We start from the raw sequence: 17169 nt of genomic DNA, 5'->3' as shown, positions 1-17169 counted from the left end.
GTTCATGACCAACCAGTTCGACCTCACTGACGACCAGCGCGAGATTCAGGAGCTGGCCCGCCGATTCACGGCGGATGCGATCACGCCCCATGCGGCGGAGTGGGACGAGAAGCATATCTTCCCGCGCGAGACGATCAAAGCCGCCGCCGAACTCGGCTTCGCGGCGATCTATGTCTCGGAGGACTCAGGCGGTACCGGACTCGGCCGGCTGGAGTCGGCCTTGATCTTCGAGGCGATGGCCTATGGCTGCCCCTCGACCAGCGCGTTCATCTCGATCCACAATATGGCATCGTGGATGATCGACCGGTTCGGCGCCCAGGCGGTGAAGGACAAATATCTTCCCGGCCTCGTCACAATGGACAAGCTGGCAAGCTACTGCCTTACCGAACCCGGCTCAGGCTCCGACGCCGCCGCGCTCAAGACCCGCGCGGTGCGGGAAGGCGACCATTATGTCGTCAGCGGCACCAAGCAGTTCATCTCAGGCGGGGGCGAGAACGACCTCTACCTCACCATGGTCCGCACCGGCGAGGAAGGGCCGAAGGGCATCTCCTGCCTCGTGATCGAGAAGGACATGCCGGGCGTCAGCTTTGGCGCGCAGGAACGCAAGCTCGGCTGGCACTCGCAACCCACCGCGCCGGTCAACTTCGACAATGTCCGCGTGCCGATCGAGAACCTGATCGGCGCGGAGGGCGAAGGCTTCCGCATCGCGATGATGGGACTGGACGGCGGCAGGCTCAACATCGGCGCCTGCTCGCTGGGTGGGGCTCAGCGCTGCCTGGACGAGGCGGTGCGCTACACGCAGGAGCGCAGGCAGTTCGGTAAGGCCATCGCCGACTTCCAGAACACCCAGTTCATGCTCGCCGACATGGCGACCGAACTGGAGGCTGCGCGAGCCCTGCTCTACCTCGCTGCCGCCAAGGTGACGGCGGGCACACCCGACAAGACCCGCTTCGCCGCCATGGCCAAGCGGCTCGCGACCGACACCGGATCGTCGGTGGCCGATCGGGCGCTGCAGCTGCATGGCGGCTACGGATACCTCATGGACTATCCGATCGAGCGCTTCTGGCGCGACCTGCGCGTCCACTCGATCCTCGAAGGCACAAACCAGGTGATGCGGATGATTGTCGGCCGGGATATGCTGGAGCGATGACGCAAGACGTTCTCGCCTTTGTGGAACACGGGCCGAACGGCGCGGTCGGCCGGATACGGCTGAACCGCCCCAAGGCGCTCCACGCCCTCACGCTGGACATGTGCGAGGCGATCATCTCAGCTCTGCTCATGTGGCGGGAGGATCACCGGATCGCTGCCGTGATGATCGACCATCATGAGGGACGTGGCTTTTGCGCGGGCGGCGACATTGTACGGATCGCGCACAGCGCGAAGACCGATTGTACCGAAGCGGAGCGCTTCTTCTTCATCGAATATCGCATGAACCATCTGCTTTTCGTCTACGAGAAGCCGATCGTCGCTTTCATGGACGGCATCGTCATGGGCGGCGGCGTCGGGCTTTCCCTGCCCGCGCGATACCGGATCGCGACCGAGCGCACTCTATTTGCGATGCCCGAGACCGGCATCGGCCTCTTCCCCGACGTGGGCGGCGGCTGGTTCCTGCCGCGCTTGCCCGGACGCACGGGAGAATGGCTGGCAATCACTGGCAGCAGGATCGACGGAGCGGATGCGCTGGCGCTGAGCATCGCAACCCATTTCATCTCGGCCGAAAAGCTCGACGGAGTGAAGCGCGACATCCTCGAACACCCGGTCTATCTGGAACGGACTTTAGCGGGGTCGACCGAGACGCCGCCTCCCGGCGCGCTCGGCACGCAGCGCGCGGACATTGATCGTCTTTTCGCATCCGACATCTATGAGGACATTCTGAAGGCGCTTGAGGCCGACGGCTCGGACTGGGCGCAGAGCCAGCGCGCCTTGCTCGCCGGCAAGTCTCCTCAAACCGTCAAAGTGGCATTGCGGCAGCTCAGGGAAGGAGCGGCATTCACCGACTTTGCCGACAATATGCGCAACGAATATCGCATTGCCTGCAATGTCATTCGCCGTCCCGACTTTGGGGAGGGCGTGCGGGCCGTCATCATCGACAAGGATAATGCACCCAGATGGGAGCCGGCCAGCCCGGAAGCTGTTAGCGATGCGCTGATCGATTCGCTCTTTGCGCCGCTGCCCGCGGGCAAGGAATGGACCCCGCTGCCGCAACTGGAGAGCCGCCCCGCATGACCTACGAAACCATAATCGTCGAGCAACGCGATGCAGCGACCCTCATTACCCTCAACCGCCCTCAGGCGCTCAATGCGCTGAACAGTCATGTCCTGAAGGATCTGGCCACCGCTTTCGCGGCCTATGATGCCGACCCCAGCCAACGCTGCGCGGTGCTGACCGGCAGCGGCGACAAGGCGTTCGCTGCGGGCGCCGACATCAAGGAAATGGCGGAGAAGCCCGCCGCCGACTTCTTCCTGCAGGATTTCTTCTCAGACTGGCAGACGAAAGTCGTCGCCACCCGCAAGCCTTGGATCGCGGCCGTCAACGGCTTTGCATTGGGCGGCGGATGCGAACTGGCGATGATGGCGGATTTCATCCTGGCGGCCGACAACGCGAAATTCGGCCAGCCCGAAATCAAGCTCGGCGTCGCGCCGGGTATGGGGGGATCGCAGCGCCTTACCCGTGCAGTCGGCAAGGCGAAGGCCATGGAAATGTGCCTGACCGGCCGGATGATGGACGCTGGCGAGGCGGAGCGCGCCGGCCTTGTCGCGCGCGTGGTGCCTGCGGCGGACCTTCTCGACGAGGCAATGAAGTCCGCCACGCTCATTGCATCCATGCCGCCCATGGCCGCGATGGTGAATAAGGAACTGGTCAACATCGCCTACGAGACTCATCTCGCCCAGGGCATTCTGACCGAGCGCCGCCTGTTCCAGATCCTGACCGCCACCGAAGACAAGGCGGAAGGCATGGCGGCTTTCGTGGAGAAGCGAGCAGGCGTCTGGAAGGGGCGCTGACGGCGGAAAGGCGCAAAAGCGTCTCCGCATGAGGAGAGGAGAAGTCGCATGAGCCGCATCGCTTTCATCGGTCTCGGCAATATGGGCGGCGGCATGGCCGCCAATCTCGTGAAGGCCGGCCATGACGTCCGCGCCTTCGATCTTTCACGCGATGCACTGGCGCGCGCCGAAGCGGCGGGCGCGACGCGTGCAGGAAGCGCGGCTGATGCCGTCGCTGATGCCAGCGCCGTAGTGACAATGCTCCCCGCCGGCAGTCATGTGGAACGCGTCTACGCGGGCGATGTGTTCGATGGCGCGCAACCAGGCACGCTGCTCATCGATTGCTCGACGATCGATATCGCGACAGCTCGCCGCATAGGCGCGGCTGCCGCCGATCACGGCTTTGCCATGGTCGATGCGCCGGTGTCAGGCGGCATTGCCGCAGCGCAGGCAGGAACGCTGACGTTCATGGTCGGCGGCGAGGATAGCGCCTTTGCGCGGGCGCAGCCTATTCTCGCGGCAATGGGCAAGGCCGTGATCCATGCCGGCGGCGCGGGCAATGGGCAGGCGGCCAAGATCTGCAACAACATGATCCTGGGAGCCACGATGATCGCGACCTGCGAGGCGTTTGCGCTTGCCCTGAAGATCGGCCTTGACCCACAGACGTTCTACGACATCGCCAGCGTCTCATCGGGCCAGAGCTGGTCGATGACGAGCTATTGTCCGCTCCCAGGCGTCGGGCCGCACAGCCCCGCGGACAACGGCTATGAAGGCGGTTTCGCCGCCGCGCTGATGCTCAAGGATCTGAAGCTCGCCACTCAGGCCGCCGCCGACGCCAGTGCCAGCGTGCCAATGGGCAATGCCGCCGAGGCGCTCTATCAGCTCCTCGCGAACAAGGGCGAAGGCAGTCGGGACTTCTCCGCAATCATCGAGCTTCTGAGTTAACTCTCAGCTGCGCATAGGTGCGGCGGAAAGAGATGCTGCGATCGCATCGCGTTAACTCAGAACGGTCGGGCGAATGGCTCTCCCGCTGGCAAGTAGGCGATCGGCACGCCGGGGGCGAGGTCGCGAATCCAGTCCGCAACCACTTGCATGCCAATATCCTCCGTACCCATATGGCCCAGCAAGACGAGGCCGCGCGGCCTCCCCAGCGCAGTCGAATCGGCTGCAAATTGCGTAAGATCGTGGGTCGGAAGCGCACTGTCCGTCCCTTCCTGCGCCTCGCCGCCGACGATTACATCGACATCGGGATCGGTCAGGAAATTGGGGAAAGCATAACCAACCCCGACCGCGACCTTGCGCACCATCATGTCAGCAGGCCCGGCGATCCGATAGGCATGAACAGCGCAGCGGCTGACGACATGCCGCGCGAGGCGTGCGAGTGTCATCGGTTGGGGCAGAGTAACAGTCGGCATGCGGTTGATGAGCGGCATTTCATCCGCAGTCCAGCCCAGCAGGCGGAGCTGGCCGACGAACATCTGATCAGGCCGCATGCGATGCGTGAGATCATGATTCCGCCAGATGACGAGGCCGTTTTCTTCGCAATAGGCTTTCTTGGCGAGGTATAGAGGATCGTTCTCGACGAAGTTCGCCGGTTCATCGCGATCGTTGAACCAGGTGCCTTCGTGCGGAATGATGAAATTCCGCTTCTCGGCCACGGCCCGCTTCAGCACGCGGAATGTCGTCATCCCGGTGGTGGCGATGCCGGTAATCTCCACGTCGGGATTGCCGATCTTGAATGTATCGCGATAGCCGGCTCGCGCCGGCGGCGGCGCACCCTCTTGCGTGGCCTTGGCGACCATTCGCTCAACCAGTTCACGCGGAGTCACGCCGGTAGCCTCCAATAGGGATCTTCAACTGAGATTGGCTGGACTGGGACGCCCGCGATCGACCGCAACCATGATGCGGCGGCCAGCATTCCCGGCTGTTCCGACATTATGCGGCCAACGGCAATCAGCGCTTTGGGCTGGCTCGTCTCCCAGCTGTCGTGGAAATACTCGACGAGTTCCCATTCGCGCAGATCGCCCGCTACGAGAACATCGACCTCCGGCAACAGCTTAACGACCGCAACCGGATCGATACGGCCCGGCGCGACCAGCACCCGCGAGACGCTGTGGTCGCCCTGCCCGATCACACGCATGCCGCCATTGGTCCCGAGCCGCCGCTTGAGAGACCGGGAAAGCGCGGCCAATGACCCGCGCGGAATATCGAAGCGGCCTGTGCCGGCCGGGCTGCGATAGGCTCCCCACCGCATGGCCTGCGCGATCCCTTCAATCAGCGGATCAGTGCCAGGAGTGCCCAGATTGTCGCTTAGCCGGTAGATCGCCAGCCGGTTCTGCTCGATGAAGGCCAGCTTCCCGGCATAAGCGGGATCGGCCTGAAGCCTCTCGACAGTCTGATTTGGTCCTGATGCAGCCGATCCGCCAGACGCGACATAAGGACGGGCATAGAGTGGCGATTCAACGCTGATAATCATGTTGCAGCCCTGAGCGAGAGCCTTTCGCAAAGTGGGGATGTCCGGCATGGCGGTCATAGCGATGCCCCTCACGACGACCTGAGGATCTCCCGCAACAAACCCATCGAGGCCGCCTTCTTTCCACCTGTCGCCTCGATGCTGGCGAAGGCGCTCGACAACATCGGCGGCAGTCAAAGGCCCGGCAGCGGCGGCGGGAAGACAGAATGCGCCTGCCGCGATCGTCGCGAGGCCGGCCTCCCGCCGTGTCAACAAAGATGCGCCGCGCATATCCCTCCCCAAGGCTCGTTATGCGCTGTGACATCTCACACGACGCCGCGATCGACAACGGCGCAGCGAGAAATCTTGGTAGACTCGCGCTCGTCGCAGGCCGCGCGTAGCCCGCCAAGCCTGTGCCATGCCGTTACCTAAAGTGTTGAATTTCCGAATCGAGCAGCGCTGTAGACGCTGCCACGGACCATGCTATGATGGTAAAAAAGCGTCGTTGGAGAGAGGCGAAACGCATGAGCCGAATCTATCGCATGAGCGTCGAACCCTCGCCCCCCGTGGTGCGAACCCGGGCTGGTCTCCAGCGTAAAGGAGCCCAGCATGCGTGAACGGAACGGAATTCAGGAAGACGGCGATCTCGCCTATATTTTCCGGGGTGACCTCGCACGGCGCGAACCAAGCTCCATCCTGCCGCTGAAAACGGATATCGAGGCCATTCTGGCTGAATGCCTCGACGGCGTGACGCCTCGCTATGGCCGCTTCAAGATGCGGCAGCTCGCTCTGGTGCTGAAGCTGGTCGATACAGGAAATCTGCATGACGCCGCTGCCGCCCTCAACATGTCGCAGCCGGCCGCGACCAAGCTCCTCCAGGAAATCGAGGAAGCGCTGAACGCCGTATTGTTCATCCGCCAGTCGCGGGGCATGAAGCCCACGCCCTCTGGCATGATGGCAGCGCGTCATGCAGGCTTCATCCTCGCGGAAATCCGCAAGATGCAGCAGGACATCGATGGCCTGCAGAACGGCATCACTGGCTATGTGCGCGTCGGCGCCATGATTTCCACGGTGCCTTCACCTGTCACTCAGGCGCTGGCGCGCATGGCGGAAGCCTATCCCACTGTCGAAGTGTCGCTCCATGTGGGCACGAGCGACGTGCTCCTGCCCGAGATGAACGCGGGTCGTCTCGATTTCGTGGTCGGCAGCATCGCCGGAGCTGTCGGCCCGGAGCCCCTGACCTATTCGCCGCTGATCGAAGACGTCGCTGTCGTTGTTGCGAGCGCCACCAACCCGATTTTACGGCAGCACAATCTGACCTTGAAGGATGTCTTCTCCGAACGCTGGATTCTTCCGCCAGCGGGCGCGCCGGAACTGCGGTCCATCGAAGCGGCGTTTAATGCGGCGGGCCTGCCCTTGCCGGTCAACTCGACTCGCATGGCCTCGATGATTGCTACGGCGACATCGCTCGACGCGACTGATACCCTCGCGATCGTGCCGGAGAGCATGTATCGCTACTTCGCCAAGTTCCAGGCGATGGGTAAAGTCGATGTGAAGCTCCAGGCTCCGACCGAGCCCTACGGCCTCATCAATCTGACCAGCCGTCCTCTGCCCCCCGCCGCCAAGGCGCTGTATGATTTCATCAGTGAAGTGGCGACTCAGAATGCGCGGCGATCTTCCGGCCTCTGAGCTTCACGCTGCCTTGAGGTGAGCACGGGAGCGACCGCCAGCCCGTGGCCGCCGCTCCCGCTGAAGCTTTAATGGTGCGCGCCTGCGTGGCTTGCGTCAGCGGCTGGGGATGCAGCGGCGGCGGTCCCAGACCCCTTGCCGAGATATGTCCCGAGATAAGCCAGCACGGCCTTATTCTGCTCCTCGGTCAACTCGGCGCCGTTTCCGACCATGCGATTGACCACTTCCGTCCACTCGTCGGGCGAACGGCGCTGCGCCGTAACCAGATCCACGCCGTGGCAGGTCGTGCAGCTTTCCTGAACGAGCGCCTTGCCGGGGCCTTCGGGAAGGTCCGCTGATTGCGCGTTAGCAGGACTGAGCGCAACGAATGTACCGGCGCCCAAGACGCTCAGGGTCACCAGGGCTGTCAGAGAATTCATAGATTTCAAGCTCACTTTACCCACCGGCCACTCTCCAGATTCAGTCCGTAAATTCACGTCGCTCAAAGCGTCAAGACGCAATCGACTGGCGAATACGCCCCGCCCGACGATATTACCGGACGCGAATGGGCCGCCCTTTCGGACGGCCCACCCCTGATACGGATATTTGGATGACTAGAACCTGAAGCGAATACCCGCCGTATAGGTCCGGCCAAAGATATCGTAGACCAGCGTATTGGTCGGATAAGGCTGTCCGGGTTGACCACCGCCCGGAATGAGCGGCGGATCGCGATCGAACAGGTTGGTGACAGTAAAATAAGCCTCGAAATTGCCGCCGTAGCGCTCGAAACGATAGCTCGCCGTGGCATCCGTATACATGCGCGACGGAATGTCGTTGCTGTAACCATCAGCGTAGAACAGGCTCGGATCCTGCGTTTTCTTGCGCTTGCCGATATAACGAGTCTGCGTCGACAGACCGATCGGCCCGTCACGATAGTTGAAGGCCAGATTGACTCTGGTCTTGCTGTTGTTCCCCGAATTGTCGGTCTGAAGAACACGCGATTTCGGGTCGTTCTGAGTCAGATAATCAAACAGCTGACCACCAATCAGGCGGATATCCAGCGTGGAGCTGTCGGATACGATGCCTCCATTGAACTCCGCACGATACGAAATCTCGAAATCGAGACCGGAGATTTCGACGGACGACTGATTGATCGGGAAAGACAGGCGCCGGGTCGGGAAGTTGGCCGGAGTCGTATTCTCCCACGGGAACGGACGAATGATAGTCGAGCAAACCCCTGCCGTTCCGCGCGACGCCTCGCACTCGTCATAGATCTGCTGCTGGTTGGGCGTGCCGATCGCGTCCTTGATCTTGATTTTGTAATAGTCGACCGAGAACTGGAGACGGGGCACGAACGACGGTGAGAAAACGGCACCGGCAGTAAACGTGTCGGCAAGCTCAGGCGTCAGATTCGGGTTACCCGTGTTGATCGTCGTCAGGCGGGCATTGGTATTGGTGTGGACATCGAGAAACGCCACCTGACCCGAGTTGGTCGCGGCGAACAGCTCGTTAAGAGTAGGCGCCCGGATATCGCGCGACCGCGTAGCGCGGAAGCGGATGGAGTCGACCGGAGTCCAGCTCGCGCCCAGCTTCCAGGTTTTCACGCTTCCGCTGGTCGAATAGTCGGTATAACGGCCCGCCGCGTTAAGGCTCAGCTCCTGAGCGAACGGCGCGTCCTTGAGAAGAGGAATAGCCAGCTCGATATAGGCTTCCTTGACGTTCTGCTTGGCAGAGGTCGCGCCGACGTTCGTGGAATTGAACTTCAGCAGGAATGGGTTCGGGCTGGTGCGTATGCCTGTCAAATCGATCGGTTGGGAGGGATCGGCATTGGACGTCTGTACCAGGCTCTGGCTGCGATATTCTGCGCCTACCGCCACCGATAGAGCGCCTGCAGGAAGCTGCAGGACCTCGCCGGAAAGGTTGGCCGTGAAGATGTCCATCTTCTGTTTGACGGCGAAGTCAGCCGACTGGCTGATATAGTCATAGGACGCCTGAGAGGGCGAGCCGTTGCCGAAGATGTTGAACGGAATACAATCGTCCAGAAGGCCGGGATTGGTAATCGTGATGCGGCACACGATCTGGCCCTGCGCATTCTTCACAGCATCCAGGCCGGCATAATAACGCTGGTTGTTGAAGTTGCCGTAGTGCGAGGACTTCAGCCGGGTCTCGCCATGCGAATATCCCACATCCCAGTTGTACTCGCCCAGCTTGCCCCTGAGACCGGAAACGAAGATTCCTGCCTTCTGGAAGAGCTCCTGAAGCTTCGGCGGCTGGTCGGCCTGAATACGGCTGCCGATGAAGCTCTGGACGCCAGCCGCCTGCAGGATGGCGCGGGTCGAATCGGCAATGAACGCATTGTCCGTGAAGATCCGGAAGTCGCCAACCTGCGTACCCGAGCCAACGCTGATCGAGCTTGCGAAGGAATCGGTGTAGGAAAACTGCGCAAACGCCTGAAGATCTGACGTCACCTCAAAATCGACACGACCGAAAAGCTGCTCGGTGTTCTGGGTGCCGGTCAGCGAGCGGCCAAGGACGACCGGACCGTTACCGCCTACGCTGGCACCGGCCGAACCCGTGGGCGTACCAAGATCCATGGGGACGGCCAGACCGCCCGGCAGGAACTCATAACCGCGTAGGGGGAAGGGGTTGGTCGTGCCCGGAACAGTGGCAGGGTTCGCCGTGCTGATCTGCGTCCCGTAAGAGGCGTTCGAGAAGCGGACATTCTGGAATTCCCTGTAAGGATTGGCCTGCGTGCCGGCTCCGGTGCGCAGCCAGTTGAAACGACCCAATGGGCGCGACTCGTTACCCACGATGCCCTTGGTTTCGTAATGGTCGTAACTGCCGAGAACATGGATGCGATCGGTGATGTTGGTTCCGAAGGCGAAATTGGCCTTCAGCGTCGGTGCGTCGCCATATTCGGTCTTGCCGTACTGGATCTGCCCCTTCGCGCCATTATACTTGGTATCGAGCACATAGTTGATGACGCCGGACACGGCGTCCGAACCATAAGCCGCCGATGCGCCGCCGGTCACGACCTCAACGCGCTGAATCAAGGCCTGCGGAATGATGTTGGAGTCAGTGATGCCTTCATAGCTGGTCGGCGGCAGACGCTGACCATCGAGCAGGACCAGCGTGCGCAGCGATCCCAGGTTACGCAAGTTGAGATAGTTACCGGTCGACGGCGTGTTACCCAGGCCGCCGGGCGTGGTGTTGGACCGCGAACCGGCGAACTGCGGCAACTGATTGAGGCCTTCCGCAATCGTGCCAGGGGCAGTTCGTTGCAATTGCTCGGTGCTGACGACTGTAACAGGCGTGGGCGCCTGAAAGCCGTTGGCCATGATGCGAGACCCGGTAACGATGACGTCCTGATCGCTAGCGAGATCGTCCGCAGCGGCGCGGGATTCGCTGGCGGCGCTAACGGGCGCCTGATCGGCCGCTGGTGATTGCTGCGCATAAGCGCCCGAAGTCACGCCAGCGATAGCGGCAGCAAGCGTTAGTGTAGAGATTCCCCTCTTTAGAGACTTTTGCATTATCCTCTCCTCTAAGTGGCGTCGCCAATATTTATTGGTCGAGCAAAGCCAGATTAGACTTTGAGAGGAAAATCACCCCATTACAAATTTCAATAGTATCGGAGTCGATCAAGTTATGCGATCATAAAGCATGATTATTTCAAAATGTCCGATTTATTACTCAATATGTAAAATCTATTGGTAGTGACGCCGCTCCATATTTGCCGGTGTCACTGATATCATTTTGGATCTATAACAATAAATGACCCCTTGACTGAGCCAAGGGGTCACAAAGTTTCTTACAAATCAGGCGCAGCGCCGGTCGATGGCCCCGGACGCGGCCCCCGTCCTTCCGGCGGAACCGACCCAGCCGGAGCAGGCAGGCGATAAGCGATCAACTCGGCGCCGTTCAGACCGCCGCTGGCGACCACGATATATTGCCGCCCGCCGAACATGTAGGTCATCGGCGATCCAGTCTGCGCTTGGTCCATGAACACGGCACCCACCTCGGTGCCCGTCATCTTGTCATAAGCGCGCAACCGGGCCGCCTTGCGGCCCTTCTCGTCCGTGAACAGGCCGCTGTCTCCACAGATCACCAATGACTTGGTGGTCATGACGCCGAGAATGCCCGACTGGCCGGTGCGCGGAACTTTAACGCCCTTGAGGAGCGGGTTGTTGGTCACGAAATCGGGCGTTTCGCCGTGCGCGACTTCCCACATTTTCGTGCCGGTCTTCAGGTCCAGCGCGGTGATGCGACCCCATGGTGGCTTGAGCAAAGACATGCCACCGATCGTCAACATGCCCTTGGTGATTGGGTCGTTGAGACCATCCTTGGTGCCGGGCGGAACCGGGCCACCATTGCCCGCTCGACCGCCGGGATTGGCAGCGCCACCAAAAGCGCCACCCATATTGTCATTATTGCCGCGACCCACACCACCGAAGGCGCTGGTCAATTGCCCGCTGGCACCGACCTGAACGCCAAACACCTGGGTGTTCGCCTTGCTGTAGATATAGAATAGGCTGTTCACGGGGTCCACTGAGCCACCGGGCCAGTTGGCACCACCCTGCGATTCCGGAACAGCCAGCGTGCCCCAGTTGGTGTCACTCACCATGCTAGGCGGCGTGTAGATCGGACCCAGTTTGTAATGGGAAATGATCTCCAGCGCGCGCGCCTTGATCTCGGGCGTCCAGTCGATGACATCCTCGGGCTTGAAACCCTGATGGGTGAATGGCGGCGGCTTGCTGGGGAAGGGCTGCGTTGGCGAATACCACTCGCCCGGCGCATTACCGATCTCCACCTTCTTCTCCGGGATGGGCCAGACAGGCTTGCCGGTCGTGCGATCGAGCACAAACAGGAAGCCCTGCTTGCTCGGCTGCGCCAGCGCCTTGATGACGCGCCCCCGAGGTCCGGGCAGATCGAGCAGAATGGCGGCGCAGGGCACGTCGCGGTCCCAGATGCCGTGATGCTCAAGCTGGTAATGCCACTTGCGTTCGCCGGTTTCGCAGTCCAGCGCGACGAGCGTTTCGGAAAACAGGCCGTCTCCATGGCGGGTCGTGCCGACATAATCGGTCTGCGGAAGCTCGACGCCGGCATAGACCAGACCGAGTTCCGGATCGGCGGACATGGGCGCCCAGACGCCGGTGTTCGTCGCCTTCTCGGCCTGACCGGGAACTATCCAGGTATCGTAACCGAACTCGCCCTTCTTGGGTACTGTGTGGAAAATCCACTTCCGCTTGCCGGTCTTCACATCATAGCCGCGCAAGTGACCGATGTTCGTGGATGTCGAGGCGTTGCCCACGACTACGGTATTTCTGACGATCGTCGGGGCGGCATGGAGGCCGACAATGGGCTTCACCGGATCAATCTCGGCGTCCCACTCCTTGCGAAGATCCACCTCCGTACCGTCCCCGAAGTTGGGATCCGGGCGACCCGTCTTGGCATCGAGCGAAATGAGCTGGTAGCTCCGGGTCACGAAGAGGATGCGCTCCTCCGTGCCGTCGGTCCAGTGCGCAAGGCCAAAGCCCGAACCTGCACGCGCACCCAGACGCCCCTTCTCATCATGGCGATAGGTCCAGAGAATCTGGCCCGTGCCCGGATCGAGGCAGACAACGTAGCGGTCAAAACCGACCGTGCTGTACAGCTTGCGGTTCACCACCAGCGGCGTGGCGTTGAAATAGGCGTCGGGGCGCGATCCGAAACTGTCGGTCTTGAAGCGCCAGGCAACCTCGAGCGAGTTGAAATTCGTCGCGTTGATCTGGTCCAGCGGCGCGTAGCGAGTCGCCGAGAGATCGGCCGCATACGAGTACCAATTGGTGTCAGCGGGCGCCGATCCGGAAGCGGGCGCCACCCCCGACGCGGCGGGGCCGGCACCGGGCCGGGGCGCGCTGCCCTGGGCAAACGCGGTTCCCAAACTTAGTTTCGTGAAACCCAAAAGTGCCACGCCAGAGGCAGAGGCGAGCAAATGGCGGCGATCCAGCTCCTTGGTCATTCTGCGCAGAAATCCATTTTTTGTTTAAGTTCGCTAGGCAGTTACCCAGCCTAGGCAGGTGCCTCATAGCACGCCAATAGCGAATGCCGCCACTTCGATCAGGATATGTGATACCCTCGGCGTGCGGCTCGGAAAATGGATCAGATAACAGGATCAATCGCGGCGACATTCCGATTTGCCAGTCGAGCCGCACACCCATATCGTAAAGCCATTCTGGATTGCCTCTGGGCAAATAGGGGAGCCAGTCGCCGTGGAGCGTGAGACGTGCCCCACGCATCGCGGGTGAAAAATATTACAACAAATCGTCTTTAAATTTGTGCAGCATGGAGCAGAAGCTGGATCGCTTCGCTGATCTGGGGAGGAAGAGACCATAATGAACTACAAATTTTCGCGTCGGACCGTGATTGCCGCTGGAGCCGCGGCCATCGCCACCCGGGCGCTGAGCCAGCCTGCCGCAAGCCCGACGCCGGGCGCACCTCCCGGCCCTCCGGGCGGTCCTGCCGGTGGCCCTCCGCCGATGCGCCCTCCGGTCACGGGCCCTCAGGTTGCCCCGCCAACCCCGCCGATCTTCCCGCCCTTCCCGGTTGTCGGCTCCGTGGAGCAAATGGACCCAGCCCTCTCCGCTCTGATCGACGTCAGCACGCCGGTGGAGAAGATTCTCGACGGGTTCGTCTGGGTGGAAGGTCCGGTATGGGTCGGCGGCAAGGACGGCTACCTGCTGTGCTCCGACACGCGCAACAACAAGATCGTCAAGTGGCAGATGCCAGTCAAAGGGTCCACCAAGGCGCCCGGCGAAACCTGGCTGCAGCCTTCGGGCTATGAAGGCCCCAATGGCGAAACCTGGGCACCCAATCTACAGGAGCCCGGCACCAACGGCATGATCCGCGCTCGCGGCGGCCTGATGGTCGCCGATCAGGGCAACCGCGCAATCGCCATTATCGACCTCAAGACCAAGAAGAAGACGAAGCTTGCTGATCGCTTCGAAGGCAAGCGCTTCAACAGCCCCAATGATATGGTGCTTCATCCCAACGGCATGGTGTTCTTCACGGATCCGCCGTTCGGTCTCAACAACATCTTCAACAGTCCGGACCGGGAGATGGACTATACGGGCGTCTTCCGGCTCAATCCGGACAACAGCGTCACCCTTATCGACAAGTCCTTGCGGCCCAACGGCATCGGCCTCTCTCCGGATGGCTCGAAGCTCTACTGCACCGATTCCTCGGGCTGGGTGGTCTTCGATGTCGACGCGCGCGGCGATGTATCGAACCGGCGCGTGTTCGTGCCGCGTTCGGTGGTCACGGGCGGCGATGGCCTGAAGGTGGACGATCGGGGCAATATCTGGGCTTCGAGCAGCGTTGGCATAACGATCTTCAGCCCGGACGGCCGCAGACTGGGCGCCATCAAGGCCGACGACCGCATTTCCAACTGCGAGTTCGGCGCGGACGGCTATGTCTACATGACGTCGAACAAGCGCCTGATCCGTGCCAAGGTGAAGGTCTCCAAGATCGCCCGCAAAGGCGCCTGAGACAAGGACGGGAGCGGGTGGCTCGATCACCCGCTCCTCTCCGGTCGTTCTACCGGATCCGCACATCGTTGCCGACATCCAGAACGAGCAAACAAACAAAGACGCCGGGAACCCAACGGGCTCCCGGCGTCTTTGTTTTTGGCCGGCGCAGATTAAATGCGCCGGGATCGGTTCATGTCAGCGCTTGGCTGACTTGAAACCCGCTGCAGCCTTGTTCAACCCGGCCTGTGCACACTCGGCGTCCCAGTTACCGTCCGGCGCTCCGCTCACCGCGATCGCGCCGATAACGTCAGCGCCCGCCAGGATCGGCAGACCGCCCGGACGCTGCGGACCCTGCTGAGGATCGGCTGCAAGTTTCGCGGCCAGTTCCTGATTGGTCCGTGCTTCGGCCGCCAGTGCGCCGCTCGGCTTTCCGTTCCTCATGCTGGAAACGGCCTTGCCCATGGCAATGCTCTGGGTGATCGCCGCAGCGCCGTTGCCCGAAAGCAGGACGACCGGCAGACCGGCGGAATCGACCACCACAGCAGTGACCTGATAGCCCCGTGCAGCACAAGCCTCGACGGCTGTCTGCGCAGCGACCACGGAAGGCGCCAGAGCCGGCCCCCGATCACGGGTGGGTCTGGGAGCCTGCGCCGCCTCATTGCTCGGCGTCGTGAAGGTCACCTGCGCATCGGCTGCGCTGAGAGCGAACGGCAGACCCAGAGCAATCAGGGCCAGACCGCGGGAAAAGCGACTTTTCATCGGGCAACACCCCATTTGGTCCACACCGGCGCGAACTGCCGCTGCAGGACATAGTTTTCGAATGCAATCGCGGCTTCGGGATTTTTGGCGTTCGCTCCGACCGCGATCGAGAACTGAAGATTAGCGTTGAGACTCTGGGGAAGCAGACCCACCTCGTCGACCCCATAGGAACCGCGCAGCTGGCCAGCGGCCTCGAGCCAGATCGGAACTTCTCCAGTTGCTACCCGCGCATTATGCACGCGCTTGAGATTTGCGAATTCCGGCTTGTCCAGAACGCTGTCGATGAGCTTGCCGCCGGCGCTCCCTGATTTGGGATCCGTATAGGCGACTGTGCCCGCGGCGAGCAGAGCATCCCGGAACTTCGCATAGGTCGAAATATCCGGCCGGGGCGCACCGGCCTTGACGCCGACCGCGATGTCAACGCGACCGAGCGGCTTAACCGTGCCGGGCCGGACAAGTCCGGCCTTCTCGAGACCCGCCATCTCGCTGGTCTGCACGACCACGATATCGGCAGCGGCGCCATCCTTGAGCAGGCCGACGACGCGAGCGTCCGTCCCACCCGTCTGGGTGAAGTTCGGTCCGTATTCCCAGCCGCTTCTAGCCGCTTCCGCATAATTGAGCTGCATCACGCGCAAAGCGTTCTGCGCCACCCCGGTGGCGTACACATTGAGCACCGGGCCGGTTTCGGCGAGCGCCGCTGACGAGAGAGCCAGCGCGACGCTCGCGCTTGCTCCTAAACCAACCATCCACTGATAAGCCTTCGTCATCGTCGCCCGCCTCCAAATTATCGTTCTGTGGCTGGTTCCCGCCTCAATATTTTTCGAGGAGTGAACCGAAGCCTTTGAACTGGTCGTTGATGCCCATTTTGCGCAGGGCAGCCCAGTAGATGGCGACGCCGACGGAGAAGACGGGGAGGCCGAGCCAGCGCTCGGCTTCGTCTGCGACATGAGCGTAACGCAGGTTGGTGCCCAGCTGGATGATCGCGTCGGGCTTGGCCTCGGCGAGCTTCTTGGTCGCCGGGATCAGCGTGTCGGGAAGCTGCGAGCCAACATGGATGATGCTCTTGCACTTGAGCCCTTCGACCGCGACGACCTCATAGCCCTTCTCAGTGAAGTACTGCACCGCGTTCTTGTCAATCACCGGATAATAAGGCGTCAGCAGCGCGATCCGCTTGGCACCCACCTTCTCGAACGCGAGCTCGGCCGCCTCGGCGCCCACCGTCACGTCGCAGCCCGCACGCTCCTTGAGCTCCTTGCGCAGCGCCATGCTGCCCTCGACACCGCCCATGAAGCTCTCGGACGACATGCCCATGATCAGATGGTCCATCTGTCCCTGCACCAGACCATCAACCGCATTGGCAACGTTCGCACGCGTGTGCGCCATGATCAGGCGCCAGTCATCGTCAGAGCGAACCTCCTGGTTCGGCACATAATAACGGTTCACGATGTTGATGACGCCCGGCGGGCACATCTCGTGCATCTCGTTCTCGACAATCGTGTTCGGCGCTGGCGTCAGGATACCGAACTTGCAGCGCGGACCCATCGCATCAGGAAAACGATCCTTGTCAAACCGAACGCCTTCCATCCCTGCAGCGCTCACAGAACGATCTACTTCACTCACCACTCTCTCCAATCATCAAGGGGATCACAATCGATCGCCATATCCAATAAAAGCCCGGCACTTGCCGAAGCAATCAGTCGTCGCGATCCCTGCAAGGCGTCTCCGCCTCGCCGCTCTTCAAATGGGTATGCCAAGGGCTCCAAATGGAACGGCACCGCTCCTACGATCGACTTAGAAAGCGGGC

General features: G+C 61.6%; 13 protein-coding genes and 1 pseudogene. 6 read left to right on the top strand and 8 right to left on the bottom strand.

Annotation, left to right across the window (positions count from 1 at the left end; translation table 11 throughout):
* Positions 1 to 4: 4 nt before the first annotated feature.
* The 4 genes and pseudogenes from ACNAOH_RS10130 to mmsB all read left to right on the top strand — a co-directional run.
* Positions 5 to 1150 (top strand): acyl-CoA dehydrogenase family protein, encoded by a 1146-nt coding sequence (locus tag ACNAOH_RS10130; protein ID WP_443972103.1) that lies wholly within the window; start codon positions 5 to 7, stop codon positions 1148 to 1150.
* Positions 1147 to 2226 carry an enoyl-CoA hydratase/isomerase family protein gene (locus ACNAOH_RS10125; protein ID WP_443970058.1) on the top strand — a complete coding sequence of 360 codons (1080 nt, stop codon included), beginning with the start codon at positions 1147 to 1149 and terminating at the stop codon, positions 2224 to 2226. Before ACNAOH_RS10130 ends, ACNAOH_RS10125 begins: the two co-directional genes overlap by 4 nt.
* Positions 2223 to 3002, top strand: coding sequence for an enoyl-CoA hydratase-related protein (locus ACNAOH_RS10120; protein WP_443970057.1), 780 nt, complete (start codon positions 2223 to 2225; stop codon positions 3000 to 3002). Before ACNAOH_RS10125 ends, ACNAOH_RS10120 begins: the two co-directional genes overlap by 4 nt.
* Before the next feature lie 42 nt (positions 3003 to 3044).
* Positions 3045 to 3926 (top strand): annotated as a pseudogene (gene mmsB, locus ACNAOH_RS10115) (3-hydroxyisobutyrate dehydrogenase); the annotation flags it as partial.
* Between the two features lie 56 nt (positions 3927 to 3982).
* Here the strand turns inward: mmsB and ACNAOH_RS10110 are convergent.
* Together ACNAOH_RS10110 and ACNAOH_RS10105 are read right to left on the bottom strand one after the other, a co-directional pair.
* On the bottom strand, positions 3983 to 4810 hold the full coding sequence (locus tag ACNAOH_RS10110) for a Nif3-like dinuclear metal center hexameric protein (RefSeq protein ID WP_443970056.1): 828 nt from the start codon (positions 4808 to 4810) through the stop codon (positions 3983 to 3985).
* Positions 4807 to 5724, bottom strand: coding sequence for a Nif3-like dinuclear metal center hexameric protein (locus tag ACNAOH_RS10105; RefSeq protein ID WP_443970055.1), 918 nt, complete (start codon positions 5722 to 5724; stop codon positions 4807 to 4809). The genes ACNAOH_RS10110 and ACNAOH_RS10105 overlap by 4 nt, the downstream gene beginning before the upstream one ends.
* 318 nt (positions 5725 to 6042) lie before the next feature.
* Between ACNAOH_RS10105 and ACNAOH_RS10100 the strand changes: the two genes are divergently transcribed.
* On the top strand, positions 6043 to 7122 hold the full coding sequence (locus ACNAOH_RS10100) for a LysR family transcriptional regulator (protein WP_443970054.1): 1080 nt from the start codon (positions 6043 to 6045) through the stop codon (positions 7120 to 7122).
* A gap of 68 nt (positions 7123 to 7190) precedes the next feature.
* Here ACNAOH_RS10100 and ACNAOH_RS10095 read toward each other — a convergent pair whose 3' ends face one another.
* From ACNAOH_RS10095 to ACNAOH_RS10085, 3 genes are all read right to left on the bottom strand, one after another.
* Positions 7191 to 7541 (bottom strand): hypothetical protein, encoded by a 351-nt coding sequence (locus ACNAOH_RS10095; RefSeq protein WP_443970053.1) that lies wholly within the window; start codon positions 7539 to 7541, stop codon positions 7191 to 7193.
* A gap of 174 nt (positions 7542 to 7715) precedes the next feature.
* The gene (locus tag ACNAOH_RS10090; protein WP_443970052.1) at positions 7716 to 10631 is read right to left on the bottom strand and encodes a TonB-dependent receptor domain-containing protein; all 2916 of its coding nucleotides are present in this window, start codon (positions 10629 to 10631) and stop codon (positions 7716 to 7718) included.
* A 278-nt stretch (positions 10632 to 10909) separates the two neighbouring features.
* The gene (locus ACNAOH_RS10085) at positions 10910 to 13099 is read right to left on the bottom strand and encodes an outer membrane protein assembly factor BamB family protein (protein ID WP_443970051.1); all 2190 of its coding nucleotides are present in this window, start codon (positions 13097 to 13099) and stop codon (positions 10910 to 10912) included.
* Between the two features lie 373 nt (positions 13100 to 13472).
* On the opposite strand from ACNAOH_RS10085, the gene ACNAOH_RS10080 reads away from it, so the two are divergent.
* Positions 13473 to 14624, top strand: coding sequence for an SMP-30/gluconolactonase/LRE family protein (locus tag ACNAOH_RS10080; RefSeq protein WP_443970050.1), 1152 nt, complete (start codon positions 13473 to 13475; stop codon positions 14622 to 14624).
* Positions 14625 to 14801: 177 nt separating this feature from the next.
* Here ACNAOH_RS10080 and ACNAOH_RS10075 read toward each other — a convergent pair whose 3' ends face one another.
* From ACNAOH_RS10075 to ACNAOH_RS10065, 3 genes are read right to left on the bottom strand one after another with little or no spacing between them, the layout of a single operon-like run.
* Positions 14802 to 15365, bottom strand: a complete 564-nt coding sequence (locus ACNAOH_RS10075; protein ID WP_443970049.1) for a GlcG/HbpS family heme-binding protein — start codon at positions 15363 to 15365, stop codon at positions 14802 to 14804.
* Positions 15362 to 16132 carry a molybdate ABC transporter substrate-binding protein gene (locus ACNAOH_RS10070; protein WP_443970048.1) on the bottom strand — a complete coding sequence of 257 codons (771 nt, stop codon included), beginning with the start codon at positions 16130 to 16132 and terminating at the stop codon, positions 15362 to 15364. Before ACNAOH_RS10070 ends, ACNAOH_RS10075 begins: the two co-directional genes overlap by 4 nt.
* Before the next feature lie 43 nt (positions 16133 to 16175).
* A complete protein-coding gene (locus ACNAOH_RS10065) occupies positions 16176 to 16985 on the bottom strand; it encodes a maleate cis-trans isomerase family protein (RefSeq protein WP_443970047.1) in 810 nt (269 codons plus the stop codon).
* Between the last annotated feature and the right edge of the window lie 184 nt (positions 16986 to 17169).

Source organism: Sphingobium sp. CR28 (assembly GCF_052327305.1).
GTDB lineage: Bacteria > Pseudomonadota > Alphaproteobacteria > Sphingomonadales > Sphingomonadaceae > Sphingobium.
This window is presented reverse-complemented; position numbering and strand designations above follow the sequence as displayed.

Excerpts from the sequence above, each read along its gene's own strand:
- ACNAOH_RS10075 (WP_443970049.1), bottom strand. The coding sequence starts at position 15,365 with ATGAAAAGTCGCTTTTCCCGCGGTCTGGCCCTGATTGCTCTGGGTCTG.
- ACNAOH_RS10130 (WP_443972103.1), top strand. The coding sequence starts at position 5 with ATGACCAACCAGTTCGACCTCACTGACGACCAGCGCGAGATTCAGGAG.
- ACNAOH_RS10105 (WP_443970055.1), bottom strand. The coding sequence starts at position 5,724 with ATGCGCGGCGCATCTTTGTTGACACGGCGGGAGGCCGGCCTCGCGACG.
- ACNAOH_RS10095 (WP_443970053.1), bottom strand. The coding sequence starts at position 7,541 with ATGAATTCTCTGACAGCCCTGGTGACCCTGAGCGTCTTGGGCGCCGGT.
- ACNAOH_RS10120 (WP_443970057.1), top strand. The coding sequence starts at position 2,223 with ATGACCTACGAAACCATAATCGTCGAGCAACGCGATGCAGCGACCCTC.
- ACNAOH_RS10080 (WP_443970050.1), top strand. The coding sequence starts at position 13,473 with ATGAACTACAAATTTTCGCGTCGGACCGTGATTGCCGCTGGAGCCGCG.
- ACNAOH_RS10070 (WP_443970048.1), bottom strand. The coding sequence starts at position 16,132 with ATGACGAAGGCTTATCAGTGGATGGTTGGTTTAGGAGCAAGCGCGAGC.
- ACNAOH_RS10100 (WP_443970054.1), top strand. The coding sequence starts at position 6,043 with ATGCGTGAACGGAACGGAATTCAGGAAGACGGCGATCTCGCCTATATT.
- ACNAOH_RS10090 (WP_443970052.1), bottom strand. The coding sequence starts at position 10,631 with ATGCAAAAGTCTCTAAAGAGGGGAATCTCTACACTAACGCTTGCTGCC.
- ACNAOH_RS10125 (WP_443970058.1), top strand. The coding sequence starts at position 1,147 with ATGACGCAAGACGTTCTCGCCTTTGTGGAACACGGGCCGAACGGCGCG.
- ACNAOH_RS10085 (WP_443970051.1), bottom strand. The coding sequence starts at position 13,099 with ATGACCAAGGAGCTGGATCGCCGCCATTTGCTCGCCTCTGCCTCTGGC.